This window comes from Proteus sp. fly-1067, from assembly GCF_040139345.1.
GTDB lineage: Bacteria > Pseudomonadota > Gammaproteobacteria > Enterobacterales > Enterobacteriaceae > Proteus > Proteus vulgaris_B.
On the sequence record NZ_JBEEUL010000002.1, the window covers coordinates 224876 to 249336 of the forward strand.

Annotated in this window: 19 protein-coding genes; 13 read left to right on the plus strand and 6 right to left on the minus strand. The window is 38.0% G+C overall.

What is annotated here, in order from left to right:
• Window positions 1-5: 5 nt before the first annotated feature.
• From lolA to allD, 7 genes are all read left to right on the plus strand, one after another.
• Window positions 6-614 carry an outer membrane lipoprotein periplasmic chaperone LolA gene (gene lolA, locus ABN217_RS05640; protein WP_196553346.1) on the plus strand — a complete coding sequence of 203 codons (609 nt, stop codon included), beginning with the start codon at window positions 6-8 and terminating at the stop codon, window positions 612-614.
• A 7-nt stretch (window positions 615-621) separates the two neighbouring features.
• Window positions 622-1971, plus strand: a complete 1350-nt coding sequence (locus ABN217_RS05645; RefSeq protein ID WP_072069730.1) for a replication-associated recombination protein A — start codon at window positions 622-624, stop codon at window positions 1969-1971.
• A 117-nt stretch (window positions 1972-2088) separates the two neighbouring features.
• The gene (serS, locus tag ABN217_RS05650) at window positions 2089-3378 is read left to right on the plus strand and encodes a serine--tRNA ligase (RefSeq protein ID WP_072069685.1); all 1290 of its coding nucleotides are present in this window, start codon (window positions 2089-2091) and stop codon (window positions 3376-3378) included.
• A gap of 304 nt (window positions 3379-3682) precedes the next feature.
• Entirely contained in the window at window positions 3683-4669 is a 987-nt protein-coding gene (locus ABN217_RS05655; protein WP_197269381.1) for a methionine ABC transporter ATP-binding protein, read from the plus strand.
• 1 nt (window position 4670) lies between these two features.
• A complete protein-coding gene (locus ABN217_RS05660) occupies window positions 4671-5357 on the plus strand; it encodes a methionine ABC transporter permease (protein WP_349439418.1) in 687 nt (228 codons plus the stop codon).
• Window positions 5358-5407: 50 nt separating this feature from the next.
• Window positions 5408-6232 (plus strand): MetQ/NlpA family ABC transporter substrate-binding protein, encoded by an 825-nt coding sequence (locus ABN217_RS05665; protein WP_197269380.1) that lies wholly within the window; start codon window positions 5408-5410, stop codon window positions 6230-6232.
• A gap of 262 nt (window positions 6233-6494) precedes the next feature.
• Window positions 6495-7544 (plus strand): ureidoglycolate dehydrogenase, encoded by a 1050-nt coding sequence (allD, locus tag ABN217_RS05670; RefSeq protein WP_349459166.1) that lies wholly within the window; start codon window positions 6495-6497, stop codon window positions 7542-7544.
• Between the two features lie 83 nt (window positions 7545-7627).
• Here allD and ABN217_RS05675 read toward each other — a convergent pair whose 3' ends face one another.
• From ABN217_RS05675 to ycaO, 5 genes are all read right to left on the minus strand, one after another.
• Window positions 7628-8515 carry a BPSS1780 family membrane protein gene (locus ABN217_RS05675; protein ID WP_349440120.1) on the minus strand — a complete coding sequence of 296 codons (888 nt, stop codon included), beginning with the start codon at window positions 8513-8515 and terminating at the stop codon, window positions 7628-7630.
• A 545-nt stretch (window positions 8516-9060) separates the two neighbouring features.
• Window positions 9061-9801, minus strand: coding sequence for a pyruvate formate lyase 1-activating protein (gene pflA, locus ABN217_RS05680; protein WP_036938126.1), 741 nt, complete (start codon window positions 9799-9801; stop codon window positions 9061-9063).
• A 109-nt stretch (window positions 9802-9910) separates the two neighbouring features.
• Window positions 9911-12193 (minus strand): formate C-acetyltransferase, encoded by a 2283-nt coding sequence (gene pflB / locus ABN217_RS05685; RefSeq protein ID WP_196553342.1) that lies wholly within the window; start codon window positions 12191-12193, stop codon window positions 9911-9913.
• A 54-nt stretch (window positions 12194-12247) separates the two neighbouring features.
• Entirely contained in the window at window positions 12248-13102 is an 855-nt protein-coding gene (focA, locus tag ABN217_RS05690; protein WP_109408791.1) for a formate transporter FocA, read from the minus strand.
• Window positions 13103-13774: 672 nt separating this feature from the next.
• Window positions 13775-15532 (minus strand): 30S ribosomal protein S12 methylthiotransferase accessory factor YcaO, encoded by a 1758-nt coding sequence (ycaO, locus tag ABN217_RS05695; protein ID WP_349459167.1) that lies wholly within the window; start codon window positions 15530-15532, stop codon window positions 13775-13777.
• Between the two features lie 228 nt (window positions 15533-15760).
• On the opposite strand from ycaO, the gene ansB reads away from it, so the two are divergent.
• Window positions 15761-16798: an L-asparaginase 2 gene (ansB, locus tag ABN217_RS05700; RefSeq protein ID WP_196553340.1), complete on the plus strand. Its 1038-nt coding sequence runs from the start codon at window positions 15761-15763 to the stop codon at window positions 16796-16798.
• Window positions 16799-16867: 69 nt separating this feature from the next.
• On the opposite strand, the gene ABN217_RS05705 is transcribed toward ansB, so the two are convergent.
• Window positions 16868-18298, minus strand: coding sequence for an MFS transporter (locus tag ABN217_RS05705; protein WP_197269378.1), 1431 nt, complete (start codon window positions 18296-18298; stop codon window positions 16868-16870).
• A gap of 136 nt (window positions 18299-18434) precedes the next feature.
• Between ABN217_RS05705 and serC the strand changes: the two genes are divergently transcribed.
• From serC to ihfB, 5 genes are all read left to right on the plus strand, one after another.
• Window positions 18435-19523 (plus strand): 3-phosphoserine/phosphohydroxythreonine transaminase, encoded by a 1089-nt coding sequence (serC, locus tag ABN217_RS05710; protein WP_349459168.1) that lies wholly within the window; start codon window positions 18435-18437, stop codon window positions 19521-19523.
• Window positions 19524-19716: 193 nt separating this feature from the next.
• A complete protein-coding gene (gene aroA / locus ABN217_RS05715) occupies window positions 19717-21003 on the plus strand; it encodes a 3-phosphoshikimate 1-carboxyvinyltransferase (protein ID WP_197269376.1) in 1287 nt (428 codons plus the stop codon).
• 313 nt (window positions 21004-21316) lie between these two features.
• Window positions 21317-22003, plus strand: coding sequence for a (d)CMP kinase (gene cmk / locus ABN217_RS05720; protein ID WP_109408797.1), 687 nt, complete (start codon window positions 21317-21319; stop codon window positions 22001-22003).
• A 173-nt stretch (window positions 22004-22176) separates the two neighbouring features.
• Window positions 22177-23850, plus strand: a complete 1674-nt coding sequence (gene rpsA / locus ABN217_RS05725; protein WP_036938108.1) for a 30S ribosomal protein S1 — start codon at window positions 22177-22179, stop codon at window positions 23848-23850.
• Window positions 23851-23913: 63 nt separating this feature from the next.
• The gene (gene ihfB, locus ABN217_RS05730) at window positions 23914-24201 is read left to right on the plus strand and encodes an integration host factor subunit beta (RefSeq protein WP_006537420.1); all 288 of its coding nucleotides are present in this window, start codon (window positions 23914-23916) and stop codon (window positions 24199-24201) included.
• Window positions 24202-24461: the final 260 nt, after the last annotated feature.

The following is a 24461-nucleotide window of genomic DNA, read 5'->3' on the forward strand; positions in this document are numbered from 1 at the left end:
GTAGAATGAAAAAAGTATTATTTGCAGTGTGCGCGATGACATTAATAAGTAGCCAAGCCGCTTGGGCTGATGCGCGCCAAGATCTGCAACAACGATTAAATAAAGTAAATAGTTTTCAAGCTAACTTTAGTCAAACTGTCACTAGTAATGAAGGTGCCCTTATTCAAAAAGGGGAAGGTAATTTAAAAGTACAACGTCCAGATTTGTTTAATTGGCAAATGACTGCGCCTGATGAGAGCACATTGATTTCTGATGGCAAAACATTATGGTTTTATAATCCCTTTGTAGAGCAAGTCACAGCGAGTTGGCTTGAAAGTGCGACAACCAACACTCCGTTTATGTTGATCGCGCGTAACGACAGTAAAGAATGGCAAAATTACGAAATTAAACAAACGGGTGACCGTTTTGAGCTAACACCAAAAGTAGAAAATAACTTAAAACATTTTACGATCACCGTGTTACCTAATGGGCAAATCCAGCAATTTGCTGCCACAGAACAAGATGGTCAGGTGAGTAATTATCAACTCACGGCTCAAACGGTTACGCCAATCGATGCATCCGCATTTCGCTTTACACCTCCTGCGGGTGTGACTGTGGATGACCAACGTCAGTGAGGATATTTTGAGTAATTTATCACTCGATTTTTCACGCAATGAGTTCCAACCTCTGGCTGCAAGAATGCGACCTGAAACATTGGAGCAATATATCGGACAAACGCATTTGCTTGCCGAAGGTAAGCCATTACCTCGTGCTATTAAGGCAGGGCAATTGCATTCCATGATTTTATGGGGGCCACCAGGAACAGGGAAAACAACCCTTGCTGAGATTATTGGTCGCTATGCACAAGCTGATATAGAACGTTTATCTGCGGTAACATCGGGTATTAAAGAAATCAGAGAGTCTATTGAAATTGCGCGCCAAAATCGTAATGCAGGGCGCAGAACAATACTGTTTGTTGATGAAGTACATCGTTTTAATAAAAGCCAGCAAGATGCTTTTTTACCTCATATTGAAGATGGAACTATCACTTTTATTGGCGCAACGACCGAAAACCCTTCTTTTGAACTTAATTCAGCCTTGCTCTCTAGGGCGAGAGTTTATCTATTACGTTCATTGAGTGAAGCTGATATTGAGTTAGTACTTCAACAAGCATTAGATGATACTGAGCGTGGTTTAGGTGGTCGCAATATCATTTTACCTACTGACACCCGTAAAATGATTGCACAATTGGTTAATGGTGATGCACGTCGTTCATTAAATTTACTTGAAATGATGGCAGATATTGCTGAAGTAGATAGCCAAGGAAAACGTACATTGACACCCGCGTTACTCACTGAAATCAGTGGTGAGCGTAGTGCGCGTTTTGATAATAAAGGTGATCGCTTTTACGATCTTATCTCTGCATTGCATAAATCAGTAAGAGGGTCTGCACCTGATGCAGCACTTTATTGGTACGCAAGGATCATAACAGCAGGTGGCGATCCACTTTATGTTGCTCGCCGTTTATTGGCAATCGCATCAGAAGATGTAGGTAATGCCGATCCTCGTGCAATGCAAGTTGCTATTGCTGCATGGGATTGCTTTACGCGTGTAGGGCCTGCTGAAGGTGAACGCGCGATTGCGCAAGCCATTGTGTATTTGTCTTGCGCACCAAAAAGTAATGCGGTTTATACTGCATTTAAAGCAGCTATTGCAGATGCCAAAAGTAAACCTGATTATGATGTGCCTGAACATTTGCGTAATGCACCGACAAAACTCATGAAAGATATGGGGCTTGGTGCTGAGTATCGTTATGCTCATGATGAGCCTAATGCTTATGCGGCTGGAGAGGTTTATTTTCCTAAAGAAATGGCCAATACGCAGTACTATTACCCAGTAAAAAGAGGGTTAGAGATCAAGGTTGCAGAGAAATTAGACTGGCTTTCTCAACAAGATCAAAATAGTGCTACAAAACGCTATCGCAAAATGTAAAGATGCGGTAAGGTTATTAAATTATCATTAATTTCTTAACTATGCCTTGTCTCAGATATCTTTTTATAAGATAGGAGAGAAGGTTTTTATTAATCTATCAATAAGCACAGGATAAGCATGCTCGATCCAAATCTACTGCGTAATGAGCTAGACGCGGTCGCCGAAAAACTGGCTCGCAGGGGGTTCACCCTCGATGTGGAAAAAATCCGTCAACAAGAAGAACGCCGTAAGGTGTTACAAGTTGAAACCGAATCCCTGCAAGCAGAACGTAATTCTCGATCGAAGTCCATCGGTGCGGCAAAAGCGCGTGGTGAAGATATTGAGCCACTTCGTCAGGAAGTTAACCTGTTAGGTGAAAAACTTGAAGCTGCAAAAGCAGAACTTGAAGTTCTTCAAGCAGAAATCCGCGATTACGTTTTAACTATCCCGAATATGCCAGATGATGCTGTGCCAAATGGTAAAGATGATAGCGAAAACGTAGAAGTTTCTCGTTGGGGCACACCAAAGACTTATGATTTCGAATTAAAAGATCATGTGACTTTAGGTGAGTTGACTGATGGTTTAGATTTCGCTTCTGCGGTGAAAATTACTGGTTCACGTTTTGTTGTGATGAAAGGTCAAATTGCACGTTTACATCGTGCTATCACACAATTTATGCTGAATCTGCATACCGAAGAGCACGGCTACCAAGAAATGTATGTTCCTTACTTGGTTAACCACGCAACTCTGTACGGTACAGGTCAGTTACCTAAATTTAGTGAAGACTTATTCCATACTAAACCGTTAGAAGAAGAAGCAGAAAGCCAATACGCGCTTATTCCAACAGCAGAAGTGCCAGTTACCAACATGGTAAGAGACGTTATTCTCGAAGAAGACGATTTACCATTGAAAATGACAGCTCATACGCCATGTTTCCGTTCAGAAGCGGGCTCTTATGGCCGTGATACTCGTGGCCTTATTCGTATGCACCAATTTGATAAAGTTGAGCTGGTTCAAATTGCTCATCCTGAAAAATCAATGGAAGCATTAGAAGAGCTAACAGGTCATGCTGAAAAAGTACTGCAATTACTGAATCTGCCATATCGTAAAGTTGTGCTTTGCACAGGTGATATCGGTTTTGGTTCACGTAAAACTTACGACTTAGAAGTTTGGGTTCCGGCTCAAAATACTTACCGTGAAATTTCTTCATGCTCAAATATGTGGGATTTCCAAGCACGTCGTATGCAAGCGCGTTTCCGTTCTAAAGGTGACAAGAAAACACAACTGGTTCATACATTAAATGGTTCTGGTTTAGCAGTAGGTCGTACCTTAGTCGCAATCATGGAAAATTATCAAATGGCTGATGGTCGTATTGAAATTCCAGAAGTGCTACGTCCTTATATGAATGGTTTAGAATATATCGGTTAATTATTATCTAATTAATTGAATATTAATAATTTAACCCTCTGCTTAGGCAGGGGGTTTTTTATTGATCGTAATAAATATTTATCTCTATGAATTTAATTTATCTTAGAGATTAAAGCTAATGTGTAAAGATATAATCGAGTAAATGTTTTCTAAAAAGATAATTAGGAACCGTTTAATTCTAAGATATGCCATTTTTATTTATCGCATTTTCATTCCCTGCTTGACAATTTCTCTCATTAACATTAATTTGGATTTCTGGATGTTTAGCCGTCTAGATTTCCATTTGATAAGTAGGTTACTTAAAATGATAACACTAAAAAATGTCAGCAAAATTTATCTGCGAGGTAAAAAACAAACTGTTGCTGTTGATGATATTAATCTCAATATTGAACAAGGGGATATCTTTGGCATTATTGGTTATAGTGGCGCAGGGAAAAGTAGTTTGATCCGACTATTAAATCGCTTAGAGCCAGTTACTAAAGGTGAGGTGATTGTAGGTAAATATAATATTACTACGAGTAGTGAGCGCGAGATCCGTAAAATTCGTCACTCGATAGGCATGATTTTTCAACATTTTAATTTATTGTGGTCACGCACAGTTAGAGAAAATATTGAGTTTCCACTTGAAATTTCCGGTTTAGATAAAAAACAACGTTTTCAGCGAGCAAGTGAACTTATGACGTTGGTTGGGCTTGCTGATAAAGCAGATGAATACCCATCAACATTAAGTGGTGGACAAAAGCAACGTGTGGGCATTGCTAGAGCGCTAGCAAACAATCCTGATGTTTTATTATGTGATGAAGCGACATCTGCATTAGATCCAAAAACAACACAAACAATTTTAGCACTGCTTGCTGAAATTAATAAAAAAATGAATATTACGATAGTGTTGATCACACATGAAATGCAAGTTGTAAAAGCAATATGCAATAAAGTTGCAGTTATTGAGCAAGGAAGAATAATAGAACAAGGTGAAGTGCTAAAAATATTTAATCAGCCAAAACATAATGTGACGCAACAATTTTTATCTCAATCAATACAGGTTATAGATAATAATGATGATATTGATGATATAAAACAACAAAGCACAGTAATAAAGCTGTTACTGCAAGAGGGTAAAAAATATGACTATTTACTTTATGATTTAATTTCTAAATTTAATGAGCCTGTTAATTTAATAAAAGGTAGTTTTTCACAAGAGAATGGATTTATTTATCTACAGTTAAATAATAAATCGGATGAAATAATCCAATATCTTGAGAGCAATAATTTTGATATAGCGGTTTTATGATATGGATGAAATACAAATTTTAGTTAATAATTATTTCCCTCATTTAAAACTCAATGTCTTAGGAGAAGAAACATTAAATACTCTATATATGACATTAGTTTCGGGTCTATTATCTTGCTTATTAGGTATATTAATTGGTGTCGCATTATTTTTAACAGCAAAAGAAGGCTATAAAGAGCAGATTTCTATTTATAGAACGCTCTCATTTATTGTAAATATTTTTAGAGCCGTTCCTTTTATTATTTTAATTATCTTATTGTTTCCTTTTACCAAATGGATTGTGGGAACTATATTAGGTGTTAATGCAGCACTACCTGCATTAGTGATTTCTGCAGCTGCTTTTTATGCTCGATTGGTTGAATTAGCACTACGTGAAGTTGATAAAGGCGTAATAGAAGCAAGCCTTTCAATGGGGGCTAATTTACCTACATTAATATTTAAAGTGTTACTGCCTGAATCATCCCCTGCGCTGGTTTCTGGATTAACCGTAACATTAATTTCTTTAGTTGGAGGAACAGCTGTTGCTGGGGCGATTGGTGCCGGTGGATTAGGGAACTTAGCTTATTTAGAAGGATTTCAGCGCAGTCATCTTGATGTGGTTTGGGTTGCTACATTAGTTATTTTATTAATTGTGTTATGTATTCAGCTATTGGGAGATAGCGTTGTAAGAAATATAGATAAACGTTAATCAAAGAATAAACTTAATTAAAAATCAAATTTAAAAATAAGGTTATAACAATGAAATTAACAGTAATAAAAAAACTGGGTTCACTGCTACTTGTTAGCTTAGCTTTATCTGCTTGTAAGCCAACGAATGAAAAGTCAGAAAATAAATTAATTATAGGTGCATCAAGTACACCTCATGCTGAAATCCTAGAGTTTATAAAACCCCAATTAGAAAAAGAAGGGTTAGAGTTAGATATTCGGATCTTTAATGATTATATTATTCCTAACCAAGCATTAGCAGAAAAAGAATTAGATGCGAATTTTTTCCAACATGTGCCTTATTTAAATAAAACCTTAGCAGATCATCCTGATTGGAAATTAGTTTCTGCTGGCGCTGTGCATATGCACCCTTATCGTTTTTTCTCACAAAAATATAAAAGCTTACAGGATTTGCCTAATGGAGCGAAAATGATAAGTAGTAATAATCTGGCACAGCATGGACATATATTAAAATTATTCCAAGACGAAGGAATAATTAAATTACGTGATGACATCGATCCTGATGATTCTACAATTGACGATATTGTAGAAAATCCTCGTAATATTAAATTCCTATTTACTTATGATGGTCCATTATTACCACAAATTTATAAAAATGGTGAAGCAGATGTCGCTTCTATTGATGGACACTTTGCTATTAATGCGGGGCTAGATTTAACCAAAGAAGTGATTTATACCGAGCCTGCTGCAAACAGTAAGTTTGCTAACGTGGTTGTGATTAGAGAAGAAGATAAAAATGATCCACGTATTGCTAAATTAATGACGCAATTACGAGCTCCAGAGACAAAACAATTTATTCTAGAAACGTTTAAGGGCGAAGCTGTTCCTGTTCCATAATATTATCTGTAGCAAAAATTTGTGATCAAACCATCAGTGGAACAAGAAATTGTTCCACTTTTTTGTTTATAACAAGAGCTATTATAAAAAGGTTTTTAATAAAGAAATGACTATTTAACAAAAATATAACGCAATCCTTCATTGGTTAAACCGATCACGGCAGATCCTATTTATGCTGTTAAATTAGACCTATCGCTCGAATTTACCTCAATTATTTTATGACGTTTCTATTTACATAGAACCCTACAAAAGAGCATATTCTATGATAGTTTCTAAACCACAGTTACATCAATTAATTAAAAATAAATTACATCATGCAGGACTAAACGAAGCGCATGCAGATACGGTGGCTGATGTCTTAGTCCATGCTGATGGTAAAGGCATTCACTCTCATGGTGCTGTGCGTGTAGAGTATTATGCAGAGCGCATTAGCAAAGGTGGTACAAATACCACACCTAACTTTACTTATACTGAAACTGGACCTTGTAGCGCTGTATTTGATGGCGATAATGGTGCTGGGCATGTTGCAGCTAAAGATGCAATGGAATGTGCTATCAAAATGGCACAAGACAAGGGCGTTGCTGTTGTCGGTGTTCGACGCATAGGTCACAGTGGAGCACTATCTTATTTTGTCGAGCAAGCATCACAAGCAGGAATGATTGGTATCTCACTTTGCCAATCTGATCCTATGGTTGTTCCTTTTGGTGGCTCAGAAGTGTATTACGGTACAAACCCTATCGCGTTTTCTGCCCCAGGTGTAGGTGATAAACATATTACATTTGATATGGCGACAACCGTGCAGGCATGGGGTAAGGTACTAGATGCACGTTCAAGACATACTGATATTCCTGATACTTGGGCGGTAGATGAAAGCGGAAAACCTACGACAGATCCTTTTGCGGTAAAAGGCTTATTGCCTATTGCTGGTCCTAAAGGTTATGGCTTGATGATGATGGTCGATGTGTTGTCAGGTATTTTGCTTGGACTTCCTTTTGGTAAACATGTTAGCTCGATGTATCACGATTTAACGCAAGGACGAGAATTGGGTCAATTGCATATTGTAATTAATCCAGCATTCTTTACTGATGCGACATTATTTAGAGAGCATATCTCACAAGTTATGGGGGAATTAAATGCCATTAAGCCGGCCCCTAATGTTGAAAAAGTCCTTTATCCTGGTGAAAATAGTCAAATAGAAGAACAGAGAAGTGAAAGTGAAGGTATTGAAATTGTTGATGAAATTTATGACTATTTAATATCTGATGTACTTTACAATAAATCTTATGATAATAAAAATCCGTTTGCGGGTTAATGATAATAGCTATTTATACTAGACAATAAAAAGCAGTAGAATTTACGCTCTACTGCTTTTTTATTTAAAGTTAATGCTAAGAATTAACTAACTAATTTACCAATATTAGACTCAGCGGTTTTATTTAGAGAAATTGTTCCATTTCCACCATTTCCACCGTTATTTCCTTGATTTCCTATATTATGGTGATAAAAAACGTCACGATAAGAACCATACATTGCAGTATAGGAAAGAGGGATGGTAATAAGTAAACCTAAACCAAATGGAATAATACTAATAGCAATAATAAAGAACAGTAAAATAAAGAAGAAGAAACCACCAGATAAGTTTATTTTTACTGCTGAAAGGCTTGCTTTAACTGCAGGGAATGCTTTATAGCCATTGACTAATACCAGAGCTGGTACAAACCAATAGGCTGCAGTGCTTAACGCACCAAAAATAGCGATAATAACAAAAAATAATGTAAACCCAGATGAGTTATCCATCATCATTTCAGCAATGATTTCGTCAGGGTAATCGCTATTGATAGCATAAAAAATATCCATCATAGCAGCACTGCTGACGACAACCGCAAGAATAATCCCTACGAGTAAGATAAGAAAGCTGATCCCATAAGCGCCCATTAAACTGAGATAGCGCTTGTTATAAAAACCAAAAAATAAATTATCAACATCAATACGCTGTGTTTCATACTGTTGATGAGCAATTGCCACGACACCTGCGGCTAATACAGTAGTAATAAAAGGTGAGATGATTGGACCAATTAGTGGAATAAACCCAAGAATGGTCGAGATAATAAGACTAACGATAAAGTAGATAATAATAACGCCTATCCACATCCAAAAACGTTCTTTTATTAAATCCCATCCTAGCCCTAACCAGCGAACACCGCCTGAGGCACCTCGCGCTTGAGGGATAGGCGTAAATACCTCTTGTGGCTCTGTTAGCGATGAATTGTTGTCTTGTTCCATTTCCTGTACCTTAATCCCGATATTTTTGTTTATAAATATAAGCGCTCTATAATATCTTTTTGTTTTGTTATTAATCAACTGTATTAAAGCTAATATAGGTTAAGGATAATCTTATTATGAGGTTAATTTTATTTTGCCTATAAAAATATTCGATGTGAGTTTGATAAAAGCAGAATAAAGATAATTAATTGTCTTTTTGATAAAGGATTAGTTTATTTATCAGCATATAGAAAATTTATAGTTTAATTATGATGCAGTACTACATTGCTCACTTTAAGTTGATACCATCTTTCTTATATTAAAATATACGTGAATTAAATAAGATGTATATCATGGGGAATAAAACAGGCGCTAAACCTGCTGCAAAAGCGACAGGTGAAACAGATAAGCGATGAAGAGTAACACCTGTAAGTAAGAAGAAACTCCCTGATTTTAAAGTTCATGATCATAAAAAAGGTAATTAATATAAGCTTTTGCTAATTTTAGTAAAACAAAAAAGCAGCGCTAAAAACGCTGCTTCTTAAATTAATTTTAAGTAGAAAAACTTAATACATGACTTTATGGCCGTAAGACTCAAGAATAGATTTTACATTTTCCATTGTCTCTTTTGACGGTGGATGAATACCATCTAATTTGTATTCTTCGCCTAAAGCGACCCATTTATGTTTGCCGAGTTCGTGGTAAGGTAGTAGCTCTACTTTTTCAATGTTTTTCATATCTTTAATAAATTCGCCTAAACGATGAGCAGAATCATCATCATCAGACCAACCCGGAACAACCACATAACGAACCCATGTTTTTTGGCCTCGTTTTGCTAAATAACGCGCAAATTCAAGTGTACGTTGGTTTGATACGCCCACTAATTTTTGGTGAATTTCATCATTGACTTGTTTTAGGTCGAGCATCACCAAGTCAGTAGCATCCATTAATTCATCAATAACGGGATCATAACGACGAACAAAGCCGTTAGTATCTAAGCAAGTATGGATATTTTCTTTTTGACATGCGCGGAACCAATCGCGCACAAACTCTGCTTGCAAAATCGCTTCGCCACCAGAAGCAGTAACACCGCCACCAGAAGCATTCATAAAATGACGATAGGTTACCGCCTCTTTCATTAATTCATCAACTGTGACGATTTGCCCACCATGAGTATCCCATGTGTCACGGTTGTGACAATAGAGGCATCTCATTAAGCATCCTTGAAAGAAAACAATGAAACGTATTCCGGGACCGTCAACAGTACCGCAGGATTCAAATGAGTGGATACGACCAAGTACGGACATAACAGGGTTACTCCAAAACTGTCTAGATAAAAAGGCCCCAAAGTAGGGGCCTTTATTCTAAGCGATTTTATCTACTTTCTCAGTAAATAAATGCATATAGTTATCTTTATTACATTGTTTGTGTAAATGTACGGGTGATAACGTCTTGCTGTTGCTCTTTAGTCAGTGAGTTAAAGCGAACTGCATAACCAGAAACACGGATAGTTAACTGAGGATATTTCTCAGGATCTTCCATTGCTTCTAACAGCATTTCACGATTCATCACGTTAACGTTCAGATGTTGACCACCTTCAATGCCGGCTTCATGGTGGAAATAACCATCCATCAGACCCGCAAGGTTCGCTTTACGAACATCATCATCTTTACCTAATGCATTAGGTACGATTGAGAAGGTGTAAGAAATACCGTCTTTTGCATAAGCAAATGGCAGTTTAGCAACTGAAGTCAGTGAAGCAACAGCACCTTTTTGGTCACGACCGTGCATTGGGTTAGCACCTGGTCCGAATGGTGCGCCTGCACGACGACCGTCTGGAGTGTTACCTGTTTTCTTACCGTAAACAACGTTTGAAGTGATAGTCAGGATAGACTGTGTAGGTACCGCATTACGGTAAGTACGCAGTTTCTGAATTTTCTTCATGAAACGTTCAACTAAGTCACAAGCGATATCATCTACACGAGAATCGTTGTTACCAAATTGTGGGTATTCGCCATCAATTTTGAAGTCAACTGCTAAGCCGTTTTCATCACGGATTGGAGAAACTTTTGCATATTTGATAGCAGACAATGAGTCAGCTGCAACAGACAGACCTGCGATACCACATGCCATTGTACGATATACATCACGGTCATGAAGTGCCATCAGAGCTGCTTCATAGCTGTATTTATCGTGCATGTAATGGATAACGTTCAGTGCAGTTACGTACTGAGTTGCTAACCAATCCATAAAGTGGTCCATTTGGTTCATCACAGTATCGAAGTCTAAGACTTCATCCATGATTGGCGCATGTTTTGGACCTACTTGGATCTTCAGTTTTTCGTCAACACCACCATTGATGGTATACAGTAAGGTTTTCGCTAAGTTTGCACGAGCACCGAAGAACTGCATTTGTTTACCAACAACCATTGGGCTAACACAACATGCGATTGCATAGTCATCGCTGTCGAAGTCAGGACGCATTAAGTCATCATTTTCGTACTGGATTGAAGAAGTATCGATTGAGACTTTCGCTGCGTATTTTTTGAAGTTGATAGGCAGTTGTTCTGACCACAGGATGGTCATGTTTGGTTCCGGAGATGGACCCATTGTGTACAGGGTATTTAAGAAACGGAAAGTATTCTTAGTTACCAGAGTACGGCCATCTAAACCCATACCAGCTAAAGATTCTGTTGCCCAGATTGGGTCACCAGAGAACAGTTCATCATATTCAGGAGTACGTAAGAAACGAACCATACGTAATTTCATGACTAAGTGGTCAATTAATTCCTGAGCTTGTTCTTCTGTCAGTAAACCAGCTTCAATATCACGTTGGATGTAGATATCTAAGAAAGTAGATACACGACCAAATGACATTGCAGCACCGTTTTGAGATTTAACAGCGGCTAAGTAACCGAAGTAAGTCCATTGTACTGCTTCTTTTGCGTTTTGAGCTGGGCGAGAAATATCGTAACCGTATTTCGCAGCCATTTCTTGGATTTGACCTAAAGCAGCATGCTGCTCTGCGATTTCTTCACGCAGTTGGATAGTCATTTCCAGATCTTCGCCTTTTTCCATTCTTTCTTGTAAAGAAGTGAACTGAGCGAATTTGTCTTTACGCAGGAACTCGATACCGTACAGTGCAACACGACGGTAGTCACCGATGATACGGCCACGACCATAAGCATCTGGTAAACCTGTTAAGATACCAGATTTACGGCATTTCATGATGTCTGGAGTATAAACATCGAAAACGCCTTGGTTGTGAGTTTTACGATAATCAGTAAAGATTTTTTTCAGTTCTGGGTCCAGCTCACGGTTGTAAGCGTGGCAAGAACTTTCAACCATACGGATACCACCGAATGGGATGATCGCACGTTTCAGAGGTGCATCAGTCTGTAAACCTACGATTTGTTCTAAATCTTTAGTGATGTAACCCGCATCGTGTGATGTGATAGTTGAAGCAACAGAAGTATCAAAATCAACCGGCGCATGCGTACGGTTTTCGATTTTGATGCCTTCCATAACTTGTTCCCAAAGTGTATCAGTTGCTTTAGTGGAACCTGCTAGGAAAGATTCGTCGCCTTCATATGGAGTATAGTTTTTTTGGATAAAATCACGAACGTTAACACCGTTCTGCCATTCACCTTCAGAAAAACCTTTCCATGCTTCAGCAAATTTTTCATTTAAATCAGACATGATACTTCTACCTTTTTACAATGGAACTTAAGAAATCAGTCATACCTGCACGGATTAATGTTTGTCACCGCGCAGATGCATTAACCAGTATACCAGACCGACTAGGACTGCCCCGCCAATAATGTTACCGATAGTGACAGGCAATAAATTATCAGAGAGAAAATTTGATACCGTTAAATTTGAAAATTGTTCGGGTGATGCACCTACTTTAGTCCAGAATTCTGCGGGTGCAAAATTCTTAATAACAATACCTAAAGGAATAAGAAACATGTTAGCGATACTGTGCTCAAAACCGCTAGCAACGAACATACCGATAGGTAAAATCAGTGCAAAAAGCTTATCAATGAGTGTACGACCTGCATAGCTCATCCATACTGCAAGACAAACCATTAAGTTAGCTAGAATGCCTAAACAGACTGCTTCGATAAAGGTGTGTTCAACTTTATGTTGTGCAGTTTGTAAAACGTTTAGCCCCCAAAGCCCATTTGCAGCCATATGTTGGCCAGCAAACCACATTAAGGCAACAAAAAAGAGTGCGCCAATGAAGTTACCAAGATAGACATTTATCCAGTTAGCAAACATTTTGCCCCAAGATATACGTCCAGTCGCTTTAGGAATAATAGTCAGAACAGTTGAGGTAAATAAATCTGCGCCACAAACGACGACGAGCATTAACCCCAGAGAGAAGCAGATCCCGCCAACTAATTTAGCCAGCCCAAATGGAACAGATGCGGTGCCTGTAGTAGCAGTAATATAAAAAACAAAAGCAATTGATATAAACATTCCCGCAGTAAATGCAGATAAGTAAGTCGTTGGAATATGTTTATTTGCTTTATAACAACATGCATCATCGGCAACTTTTGCCATATCAGCAGGTGATAATAAATTAAAAGGGCTGTCAGCTTTCATACTAACACTCTCTTATATGTTGGAATAATTATAGCACGCAATAATAGTAGCAAAGGGGCTTACTTCTAAAATTGATATGGATCATGGTCGCTTATTAGAAACCCGTTTTTAGTGCGTAAAAACCCGCTATTTATGCTATAACTATTTGATTAATAAAATAAAAAAAATTTTTAAAAATTATCAAAAAATTTTAGGGTAGCTGGATAAATAAAGTAAAAAGTAAAGATAAAGTATTATTTAGACTCCGTATGTTAAGAATTAAAAATCAAATTTAACGCCTTATTTACTTTTGCTATAAATATAAACATTACTTTATTTGTGGTTAATCAAGATTGATTACTCCAGACATATAACCATTATAAAAATAAGGTTTTTAAATTTTTGAGATCTGGTTAAACAAATAGCAATTTAAACTACACTTAAGCACTATTTTTAGTGCAAAAGTTTAATATCTATTTATAGTGTCGTATTAAATATCTCAAATCGTCACTTTTGCCATATTTTGGCAATTTTGTCGGATGGCATATTTGTCAAGTTGACAAAATTGTCAAAAATTTATTTTTAGCAAAATAAAACACTCTACTTTTCAATAGAGTGTTTCAATTTAAATACGCGCTTATTATTCAGTTAAATCTAGTGATTATTTAATAAGTCATCCTAAATAAAATAGGCTTATTTGTTCGATTGACGTTTTGCTTTTTGTAATTTTTCATAAGCAGCAAGTAGCGACTGATGAATAGGTAAATTTGTTAAGTCAGCATCGATAGGCTGTAAACCATAAAATGCTTGTTTACCTTGTATTGCGTTTAAGGCTGCTTGTAACGTTTCTTCTCCATACATACGAGAGAATGCATACATGTATTGCGCAGGTTCACGTTCAGTCTCTTGTTGTAATAATAAGAGATTGTGTAAGCAACGATAATAATTTTGGCGTTCTGGCGTAAATAAAGAAGCATTGAAATCTTGAGTCCATTCAACCCAAATAAGCGCTTGGTCAAGATCACCACCAGCAAGTGCAAGCATGGATTTTAATTCACCCACTCGCAAATGGCTCCAGCCATTATCTTTACCCGGTGCAATACCAATCATTTCTCTGATGCGAGTAAAGTCGTCTAAACCATCTTCATCAAATTGACCGATAAGTGATAAATATTCTTCTTTTGTACCTTCGCTTGTTGGTAACGAAAGAATAGTATCACGCCAATGTACACCCATAATGTTATTGGCTAACTGTAGATCTTCTGCAGGGTAAATATCCGATAAACCAGGCACTAAAATACGGCATGCATAAACGCCTAAGTGTGAGTAATCCATAATATAGACTTCAGCATCACACTGTTGGCATAGTGCCATTAAGGTATGGAACTCTTCTTCAGTGGTGCCACTGAAATTCCAATCAGCAAAAGTATAATCGGCATCTTTCTTAAATAGATCCCAACTAATTAAACCACTTGAATCAATGAAATGTGTTTCAAGATTGGTGTGATCACCCACTTCTTCATCATCAAAGCTTGGTGGGTTGAAAACATCAAGATCTTTAAGACTACGGCCTTGTAATAATTCAGTGACAGTACGCTCTAAAGCGACACCAAAATCAGGATGAGCTCCAAAAGAAGCGAAGCAAGTTCCATTTTGTGGGTTAAATAACACGACACAAATAACAGGGAATTTTCCACCTAAAGAAGCATCAAAGCTAAAGATTGGGAAACCTTCTTGCTCTAAGGTATTAATCGCTTCAATAACAGCAGGGTAGCGAGCTAAAACCTCTTTAGGAATTTCAGGTAAACTAATTCTTTCGGTGATAATCCGGTTTTTCACATAGCGTTCAAAAACTTCTGAAAGTCCTTGGACACGAGCTTCATTCTTTGTGTTACCCGCAGACATACCATTAGAGGCATACAAGTTAGCGATAATATTTACAGGAATATAAACCGGTTTTTCATCTGATTGACGTATAAATGGTAGTGCGCAAATTCCACGATCATGATTACTTGATTGTAAATCAACTAATTCACTACCACATAACTCACCTTCAGGATCATAAAATTCACGTAAACGTGCATCCAATAAGCCCGTAGGAACAGAATCATCCTCAGTGAGAGGGAACCATTTTTCACTTGGATAGTGAACAAATTCACCTTCTGCAATATCAGTACCTAGCCAGAAATCAGAGAAGAAATAATTAGTTGAAAGACGTTCAAAGTATTCGCCTAATGCGGAAGCTAATGCTGCTTTTTTGCTGGCACCTTTACCGTTAGTAAAACATAAAGGGCAATCTTTATCGCGAATATGAACAGACCAGACATTAGGAACTGGGTTTAACCATGAAGCTTCTTCGATGTTAAAGCCTAAGTCGGTTAATTTTTTTTGGAAGCTAGCGATAGAATCTTCCAGTGCGGCATCTTTGCCAGGAATGAATGTTTGTGACATGGCAGGTTTCATTAATATTTTGCGGATGATAGTTAGGGGCACATGATACTGAAATCCCTTGTTAAGCACTAATAATTTCTCTTATTTCGAACAGGCTAACCATATTCTTCACTAATAAATTGTTTAACATATGAGTTTTTTTAATAAATACGTTCGATTTATCACGGAATTAATAATTTTAAATCATCATAATTAGATTTATTTATAAACTCATAAGGGATCAGTTCGATGATGAAAAAAACATTGCTTGCCAGTCTATTAGCTGTAGTTAGTGGTTCTGTTTTCGCCTTACCTAATGTCACCATTTTAGCGACTGGTGGTACCATCGCAGGTGGTGGTGATTCAGCAACAACATCAAGCTATACAGCGGGTAAATTAGGTATTGATACGCTAATTAATGCCGTACCTGAGGCTAAAAAAGTCGCTAATTTAAAAGGCGAGCAAGTCGTTAACATTGGTTCTCAAGATATGAATGACCAAGTATGGCTTAAGCTGGCTAATAAAATTAATGCAGATTGTGATAAAACGGACGGATTTGTTATCACTCATGGTACTGATACCATGGAAGAGACGGCTTACTTTCTGGATTTAACAACAGCCTGTAAAAAACCAGTTGTTATGGTTGGTGCAATGCGTCCTGCAACTGCATTAGGTGCTGAAGGTCCTTTAAATCTTTTTAATGCAGTTGTGATTGCCAGTGATAAAGCCTCTGAAAATCGTGGTGTGTTAGTCACTATGAATAATGCGGTGATCGGCGGTAAAGATGTCGTGAAAATGAATACGACTGAAGTACAAGCATTCCAGCCGGTTAATGCAGGCGCTCAAGGTTACGTACACAATGGCAAGGTACATTATTATACTGCAGCATTACCTCATGCTGATAAGCCTGCATTTGATATCAGTAAACTAACTGAATTACCAAAAGTGGGTATTGTTTATAACTATTCAAACGCTTCTAATTTACCAGCAAAAGCTTTTATTGATGATGGTTACAAAGGTATTGTCAGCGCCGGTGTTGGTAATGGTAACTTATATACTGATATTTTTGATACTTTAGCTGATGGCGCTAAAAAAGGTGTCGTAATTGTTCGTTCAAGCCGTGTACCCGTTGGTTTCACTACACAAAATGGCGAAGTCGATGACGTAAAATATGGTTTTGTGGCATCAGAACGTCTGAATCCACAAAAAGCAAGAGTATTATTACAATTATCACTCACACAGACTCAAGATCCTGCTAAGATCCAAGAAAATTTTGAAAAGTATTAATTTAAAATAGCTTGAATAATAACAAGGCCTCATTAAAGAGGCTTTGTTATTTTTAGCAATAAAATCAGGTTAATTTTTTTTGGTTCGAGACACGACTATTTGTGCTGTAAAGAAAGCAATTAGCGGAGTTACTGCAAAAACAATAAATAACCAATGTGCTGCATTTTGTGCACCCTCCAATCCCCCTGGCTCAGTCAAACCAGCCATATTAACGACAGTACCTGATATCGAAGCACCAACTGCGGCTGAAAATAATTGAATTGTCGTAATTGATGTCGCTGCTTTTTGAGCCTCTTGCCCCTGAGAGACATGTAATACACGGGTTAAATAATGAGGCCAAGCCATACCAATTCCTGCACCAGTAAAAAAGAGTGCTACACAAATAACGACAATTTGCCCATAAGGTAATGTGACGTTATTGGATATAAATAAACCAAGGATCACTATGGCAGAAAAATTAATCATAGGGCCAAAGCGCATTAAGCGTTGAGCAGTATATTGTTGGCTAGATGAAGAAATAATCGCAGAAAAAGACCAGCCAGCGCCCACTAATGCTGCTAAATAACCGGAAAGCAATGGGGTAATATTATGAATAGTCTGTAAAAAATAGGGCACAAAAACTTCAGTTTGTACACTTATACCTAATAATGCCATGGTGAGATAAATAGGGGCTAAAGGTGCAGAAAAAGAGAATGTCCCTTTAGGAAATAAGCCATCATTTGATTTTTTATCTATGTGTATTAAAAGCAAAATAAAGATAATAGCAAATAAAAATGATAATACATGATACAACGTGGTGTTATAAAGACTGCCGATTGAAATAGATAACACAGCAACCATTAATAGAAAAAGTTGCTGATAGGGTAAAGGTGATTTGGCGATGATATTATCAGCATTGTTTTCAGTAGGAAGAATAGTAAATAATAAAATAGCATAAGGAATACCTACGAATAAAATAGACCAAAATGCACCGCGCCAAATATCATATTCTGCAAATACTCCACCTAATGCAGGGCCTAACAGTGTTGATATTCCCCACATACTTGACATTAATGCCATAGCTCTAGACCAAAGTGGCTGTGGAAACATCACTCTAACTAGAGAATAAGCTAGTGCAAGCAACATGCCGCCACCCGCCCCTTGAATAAATCGGCCTAGCAGCAATATCTGCATAGAAGGTGCTGTTGCACAGATAACGGAACCGATTAAAAAACAAAGCGTAGCAATCATGTAACTATTACGAGGTGCAAATTTGCTCAACAAACGAGACGTCAACGCGGAAAAAAGAATAGAGGCTAAAATAAAAACAGTCGTATTCCATGCATATAAATTGAGCCCACCTATATCTCGGACAACTGAAGGTAGTGTTGTTATCGTGATATAAACATTAATTGCATGTAATGCAACGCCTCCTGCTAAAGCTAGCGATTTTAGACTATTTTTTCCATGAAGAAGCATTCCCCAGCTTGCTTCTTCTTTTTTATTCACACTCCCCGACATAAAACACTCCTAATCGTTATTTTTACGCACTGCGTATTATGCGTTAGCTCACAATAATCATTGCGCCAATTTAACGAGAATGATACAACCGATAAAGGTCATTTTGTAAAAACATATTCAGATAGGGTGAATTTGAATGAGTCAGGTATATAACTTTAGTGCAGGTCCGGCTATGTTACCGGCAGAAGTCCTTCGTCGTGCAGAATTAGAATTATGCAATTGGCATGAACTTGGGCGCTCGGTCATGGAAATCAGCCACCGCAGTAAAGAGTTTCTTGAAGTTGCTCATCAGGCAGAGCAAGATCTTCGTGATCTTCTCAATGTGCCAGAAAACTACAAAATTCTTTTTTGCCATGGTGGGGCGCGAGGCCACTTTGCAGCTTTACCTCTCAACTTATTAGGTGAGAAGACAACGGCTGACTATATTGATGGTGGCTATTGGGCGAAAAGCGCAGCTGAGGAAGTTGAAAAATATTGTTCGCCAAATATCATTAAAATTAAAACAGAAATTGATGGTAAAATTGGTATTAAGCCAATGAAAGAATGGCAATTAAGTAATGATGCTGCTTATGTACATTATTGCCCAAATGAAACTATCGATGGTATCGCCATTCATGAAGAACCCAATTTTGATGACAACAAAATTGTTATTGCAGACTACTCATCTTCTATTTTATCCCAACCACTAGATATTAGTCGCTTTGGTGTAATTTATGCTGGTGCACAAAAGAATATTGGCCCTGCGGGTTTAACCATTGTTATTATTCGTGAAGATCTATTAGGTAAAGCTCGTAAAGAAACACCATCAGTGTTTGATTATACAGTGCTCGCTGAAAATGACTCAATGTTTAATACACCACCTACCTTTGCTTGGTATTTATCAGGTATGGTCTTTAAATGGCTAAAAGAGCAGGGTGGTTTGCAAGAAATGGCAAAACGTAACTATGAAAAAGCGACGCTTCTTTATAGTGCTATTGATAACAGTGATTTTTATATCAACCGTATTGCAACAGAAAATCGCTCATTAATGAATGTACCTTTCCAAATGTCTTCTCCTGAATTAGATTCAGTCTTCTTAAAAGAGGCAGAAGCACAAGGCTTAGTCGCATTAAAAGGTCATCGTGTATCAGGTGGTATGCGTGCATCAATTTATAACGCAATGCCATTAGCTGGTGTTCAAGCATTAGTTGATTTTATGGCTGATTTTGAGCGTCGCCACGCATAATTGATACATTATATGTTTAGGAAGCCTATGTGAAAGTGGGTTTCCTTTTATCCAAAGATGTTGATAATGATAATCAAATTATCCCAGTACTAAAAATAAATAAAAAATAATAAGTACCTAAGTCGTTTTCTTATTTTTTGATTAAACCGTATCCCATCTTATTTTATTTGTTTATCGGAGTTCTTACCTGTTTATGGAATCGTTGACATTACAGCCTATTGCTCATATTGAAGGCACTATTAATTTACCAGGTTCAAAAAGTGTCTCTAATCGTGCGTTATTATTAGCCGCTTTAGCTAAAGGTAAAACACGTTTAACTAATCTATTAGATAGTGATGATATTCGTCATATGCTAAATGCATTAAAAGCATTAGGTGTGCAGTATCAATTATCAAATAACAATACAGTCTGTGATATAGAGGGTTTAGGTGGTGAATTTAAAACTAAGTCACCATTAGAACTCTTCTTAGGTAATGCAGGTACAGCAATGCGTCCATTGGCAGCTGCATTAAGTCTAGGCTCGCATGATATTGTATTGACGGGTGAGCCACGAATGAAAGAGCGTCCCATTGGGCACTTAGTTGATGCTTTACGCCAAGGTGGAGCGAGTATCGATTATCTCGAACAAACGGATTATCCACCTATTCGTTTACGTGGAGGTTTTAAGGGGGGGAATGTAGAAGTCGATGGCAGTGTTTCAAGCCAATTTTTGACCGCCTTATTAATGACCGCTCCATTAGCTGAGCAAGATACAACTATTACAATTAAAGGTGAGCTAGTATCAAAACCGTATATCGATATTACCTTAGCATTGATTAATACCTTTGGTGGCAAGATTGAAAATCAAAATTATCAACAATTTGTTGTGAAAGGTGGTCAACAATATCAATCACCTGAAAAATACCTTGTAGAAGGAGATGCATCATCAGCATCTTATTTCTTAGCAGCCGCGGCAATTAAAGGTGGAACAGTCCGAGTGACAGGTATTGGCAAAAATAGTTTGCAAGGCGATATTCATTTTGCTTCTGTACTTGAAAAGATGGGAGCGAAAATACGTTGGGGCGATGATTATATTGAATGTGAACGTGGCTCGTTAAAAGGCATCGATATGGATATGAATACTATTCCTGATGCAGCAATGACCATTGCTACTACAGCACTATTTGCAAAAGGTGATACTGTTATTCGTAATATCTATAACTGGCGAGTAAAAGAGACCGACCGATTGGCTGCAATGGCTGCGGAGTTGCAAAAAGTGGGTGCAATTGTAGAAGAAGGGCATGATTACTTAAAAGTAACGCCACCACAGCAGTTAACAACTGCAAATATCAAAACTTATAACGATCATCGTATTGCTATGTGTTTTTCGCTGGTGGCATTGTCTGACACACCTATTACTATTCTTGATCCGGGTTGTACAGCCAAAACATTCCCAGATTATTTTGATAAGTTAGAAACGCTTTCTCAGCATCATGGTTAATATCCATTATATTTAATAAAAACCAGTCAAATTTAAATCAGTTAAATCGGCAGTATTGGACTTTTAAAAGCACAATATTGCCGATTTTTTATTATATTCGGATAAAATTTTCTAAAAAATAACCTATCTATAAAAAATTGTATTGAATAAATCTCTTTGGCCTTTATCTGCTTGTTTCTTCCTATACATTGTATGCGTATAATGACGCGCATACATTAATACTGTTTTTCTCTGTTTGAATTTTAAGCCTGTTATATCAATGTAATAAGCGCGATAAACACAGAAATACAGTGCCCACGAAAAGGAGAAACTCATGGCGGTTATCGTCCCTGTTATAACTGTTGATGGGCCTAGCGGAGCCGGTAAAGGAACATTGTGCCAAGCATTGGCGAAAGCGTTTGGCTGGCATTTACTCGATTCTGGCGCTATTTATCGTGTATTGGCATTAGCTGCATTACATCATCATGTCGATATTACTTCTGAAGATGCATTAGTACCTCTAGCAGCAAATTTAGATGTACGTTTTGTTCCTAATGAGAATGGCTTAAGTGTTATTCTCGAAGGTGAAGACGTGTCGAATGAAATTCGTACTGAAACAGTTGGGAACACGGCCTCACAAGCAGCAACTTTTCCCCGTGTAAGAGAAGCATTATTGCGTCGTCAGCGAGCATTCCGTACAGAACCTGGTCTTATTGCCGATGGGCGAGATATGGGAACGATCGTTTTCCCTGATGCTCAAGTGAAAATTTTTCTTGAAGCCAGCGCAGAAGAACGAGCGCGTCGTCGCATGTTACAGTTGCAGGAAAAGGGCTTTAATGTTAACTTTGAGCGCCTTTTATCTGAGATAAAAGAACGCGATCACCGTGACCGGAATCGCGCCGTTGCGCCACTTGTTGCAGCGAAAGATGCATTAATTCTCGATTCTACAAGTTTGTCTATCGACGAAGTTATTGAAAAATCGTTAACTTATGCTAAAAAAAATCTGCAATTATCAGCGTAATTAATTTTTATTTCGTTTATACTAGGTAATTATCAAAATCGGGTTGACGTGTTAATGAAAACACAATAATGCCCGATGACCTTGTCACAAAGGATGTAACGAGGTATGTGAAACAACCCCATTCGGCCGGATGCTAAATGGACGTTAATTAAATTTACTTGAAGATCATTAACATGACAGAATCTTTTGCTCAACTCTTTGAAGAATCCCTAAAAACAATCGAAACTCGTCCTGGCGCTATCGTTCGCGGCGTTGTAGTTGCTATCGATAAAGACGTTGTTCTGGTTGATGCAGGTCTGAAATCAGAATCTGCTATTCCTGTAGAACAATTCAAAAACGCTCAAGGCGAATTAGAAATCCAAGTGGGCGACGAAATTGATGTTGCTCTGGACGCGGTTGAAGATGGCTTCGGTGAAACCGTTCTGTCTCGTGAGAAAGCTAAACGTCACGAAGCGTGGCTGATGCTGGAAAAAGCTTACGAAGAAAACGAAACTGTTGTTGGTATCATCAACGGTAAAGTTAAAGGTGGTTTCACTGTTGAACTGAACGGCATTCGTGCGTTCTTACCAGGTTCACTGGTAGACGTTCGCCCAGTTCGCGATACAACTCATCTGGAAAACAAAGAGCTTGAGTTCAAAGTCATCAAATTAGACCAAAAACGTAACAACGTTGTTGTGTCTCGTCGTGCGGTTATCGAATCTGAAAACAGCGCAGAACGCGATCAGTTATTAGAAAACCTGCAAGAAGGCATGGAAGTTAAAGGTATCGTTAAGAACCTTACTGACTACGGTGCATTCGTTGATCTGGGCGGTGTTGACGGCTTACTGCACATCACTGACATGGCTTGGAAACGTGTTAAACACCCAAGCGAAATTGTCAATGTTGGCGACGAAATCACTGTTAAAGTCCTGAAATTCGACCGTGAACGTACTCGCGTATCATTAGGTCTGAAACAACTGGGCGAAGATCCATGGGTAGCTATCGCTAAACGTTATCCAGAAGGTACTAGACTGACTGGTCGTGTAACTAATCTGACTGATTACGGCTGCTTCGTAGAAATCGAAGAAGGCGTTGAAGGTCTGGTACACGTTTCTGAAATGGATTGGACTAACAAAAACATTCACCCATCTAAAGTTGTTAACGTTGGTGATGTTGTTGAAGTTATGGTTCTTGACATCGATGAAGAACGTCGCCGTATTTCACTGGGTCTGAAACAGTGCAAATCTAACCCATGGCAGCAGTTCGCAGAAACTCACAACAAGAACGACCGTGTTGAAGGTAAAATCAAGTCTATCACTGACTTCGGTATCTTCATCGGTTTAGACGGCGGTATCGACGGTCTGGTTCACTTATCTGACATTTCTTGGAATGTTGCAGGTGAAGAAGCAGTTCGTGAATACAAAAAAGGCGACGAAATCGCTGCTGTAGTTCTGCAAGTTGATGCTGAACGTGAACGTATCTCACTGGGCGTTAAACAATTATCAGAAGATCCATTCAATAATTACCTGTCTGCTCACAAAAAAGGTGCTATTGTTTCTGGTAAAGTAACTGCTGTTGACGCTAAAGGCGCAACTGTAGAATTAGCTGACGGTGTTGAAGGTTACCTGCGTGCTTCTGAAGCTTCACGTGACCGCGTTGAAGATGCAACTCTGGTTCTGAATGTTGGCGAAGCTGTTGAAGCTAAATACACTGGCGTTGACCGTAAAAACCGCGTTATCAACTTATCTGTTCGTGCTAAAGACGAAGCAGACGAGAAAGACGCTATCGCTTCTGTAAACAACAAAGAAGAAGTTGGTTTTTCAAACAACGCTATGGCTGAAGCTTTCAAAGCAGCTAAAGGCGAATAATTTAAGTTATTAACGGAGGCAACGTTAATCGTTGCCTATATATCGGTAGTTTAGGGAGGTAATATGACCAAGTCTGAGTTAATCGAGAGACTTGCAGGCCTACAATCTCATCTTTCGGCTAAGACGGTTGAAGAAGCTGTAAAAGAAATGCTTGATCATATGGCTGATACTTTAGCTGATGGTGAGCGTATCGAAGTCCGCGGATTCGGCAGTTTTTCTCTACACTACCGTGCGCCGCGTACGGGTCGTAACCCGAAAACTGGTGATAAAGTAGATCTGGAAGGTAAATACGTTCCACACTTTAAGCCAGGCAAAGAGTTACGTGACCGTGTAAATATTTATACGGAATAATAACTCCTGTCGAAATGGCACGATGTTAGTTAACTTTCTCAAAAACGGTGCTTCGGTGCCGTTTTTTATTATCTTTTATTTGTGTTGATTATTTTTGATTACTTACATACATTAGTTTTTGATTGTTAGTCCTTTACTTCATTTACCATATTTACTTATTTTCCTTTTTGTTCCCCTTTTTATTCTCTTTACTTACTTTTCTTTGTATTACTTTATTGTACTTCTCTCGTTATTTCTTTATTTAATTATCACAATTGTTG

Excerpts from the sequence above, each read along its gene's own strand:
- lolA (WP_196553346.1), top strand. The coding sequence starts at position 6 with ATGAAAAAAGTATTATTTGCAGTGTGCGCGATGACATTAATAAGTAGC.
- serS (WP_072069685.1), top strand. The coding sequence starts at position 2,089 with ATGCTCGATCCAAATCTACTGCGTAATGAGCTAGACGCGGTCGCCGAA.
- ABN217_RS05655 (WP_197269381.1), top strand. The coding sequence starts at position 3,683 with ATGATAACACTAAAAAATGTCAGCAAAATTTATCTGCGAGGTAAAAAA.
- ABN217_RS05660 (WP_349439418.1), top strand. The coding sequence starts at position 4,671 with ATGGATGAAATACAAATTTTAGTTAATAATTATTTCCCTCATTTAAAA.
- ABN217_RS05665 (WP_197269380.1), top strand. The coding sequence starts at position 5,408 with ATGAAATTAACAGTAATAAAAAAACTGGGTTCACTGCTACTTGTTAGC.
- allD (WP_349459166.1), top strand. The coding sequence starts at position 6,495 with ATGATAGTTTCTAAACCACAGTTACATCAATTAATTAAAAATAAATTA.
- ABN217_RS05675 (WP_349440120.1), bottom strand. The coding sequence starts at position 8,515 with ATGGAACAAGACAACAATTCATCGCTAACAGAGCCACAAGAGGTATTT.
- pflA (WP_036938126.1), bottom strand. The coding sequence starts at position 9,801 with ATGTCCGTACTTGGTCGTATCCACTCATTTGAATCCTGCGGTACTGTT.
- pflB (WP_196553342.1), bottom strand. The coding sequence starts at position 12,193 with ATGTCTGATTTAAATGAAAAATTTGCTGAAGCATGGAAAGGTTTTTCT.
- focA (WP_109408791.1), bottom strand. The coding sequence starts at position 13,102 with ATGAAAGCTGACAGCCCTTTTAATTTATTATCACCTGCTGATATGGCA.
- ycaO (WP_349459167.1), bottom strand. The coding sequence starts at position 15,532 with ATGTCACAAACATTCATTCCTGGCAAAGATGCCGCACTGGAAGATTCT.
- ansB (WP_196553340.1), top strand. The coding sequence starts at position 15,761 with ATGATGAAAAAAACATTGCTTGCCAGTCTATTAGCTGTAGTTAGTGGT.
- ABN217_RS05705 (WP_197269378.1), bottom strand. The coding sequence starts at position 18,298 with ATGTCGGGGAGTGTGAATAAAAAAGAAGAAGCAAGCTGGGGAATGCTT.
- serC (WP_349459168.1), top strand. The coding sequence starts at position 18,435 with ATGAGTCAGGTATATAACTTTAGTGCAGGTCCGGCTATGTTACCGGCA.
- aroA (WP_197269376.1), top strand. The coding sequence starts at position 19,717 with ATGGAATCGTTGACATTACAGCCTATTGCTCATATTGAAGGCACTATT.
- cmk (WP_109408797.1), top strand. The coding sequence starts at position 21,317 with ATGGCGGTTATCGTCCCTGTTATAACTGTTGATGGGCCTAGCGGAGCC.
- rpsA (WP_036938108.1), top strand. The coding sequence starts at position 22,177 with ATGACAGAATCTTTTGCTCAACTCTTTGAAGAATCCCTAAAAACAATC.
- ihfB (WP_006537420.1), top strand. The coding sequence starts at position 23,914 with ATGACCAAGTCTGAGTTAATCGAGAGACTTGCAGGCCTACAATCTCAT.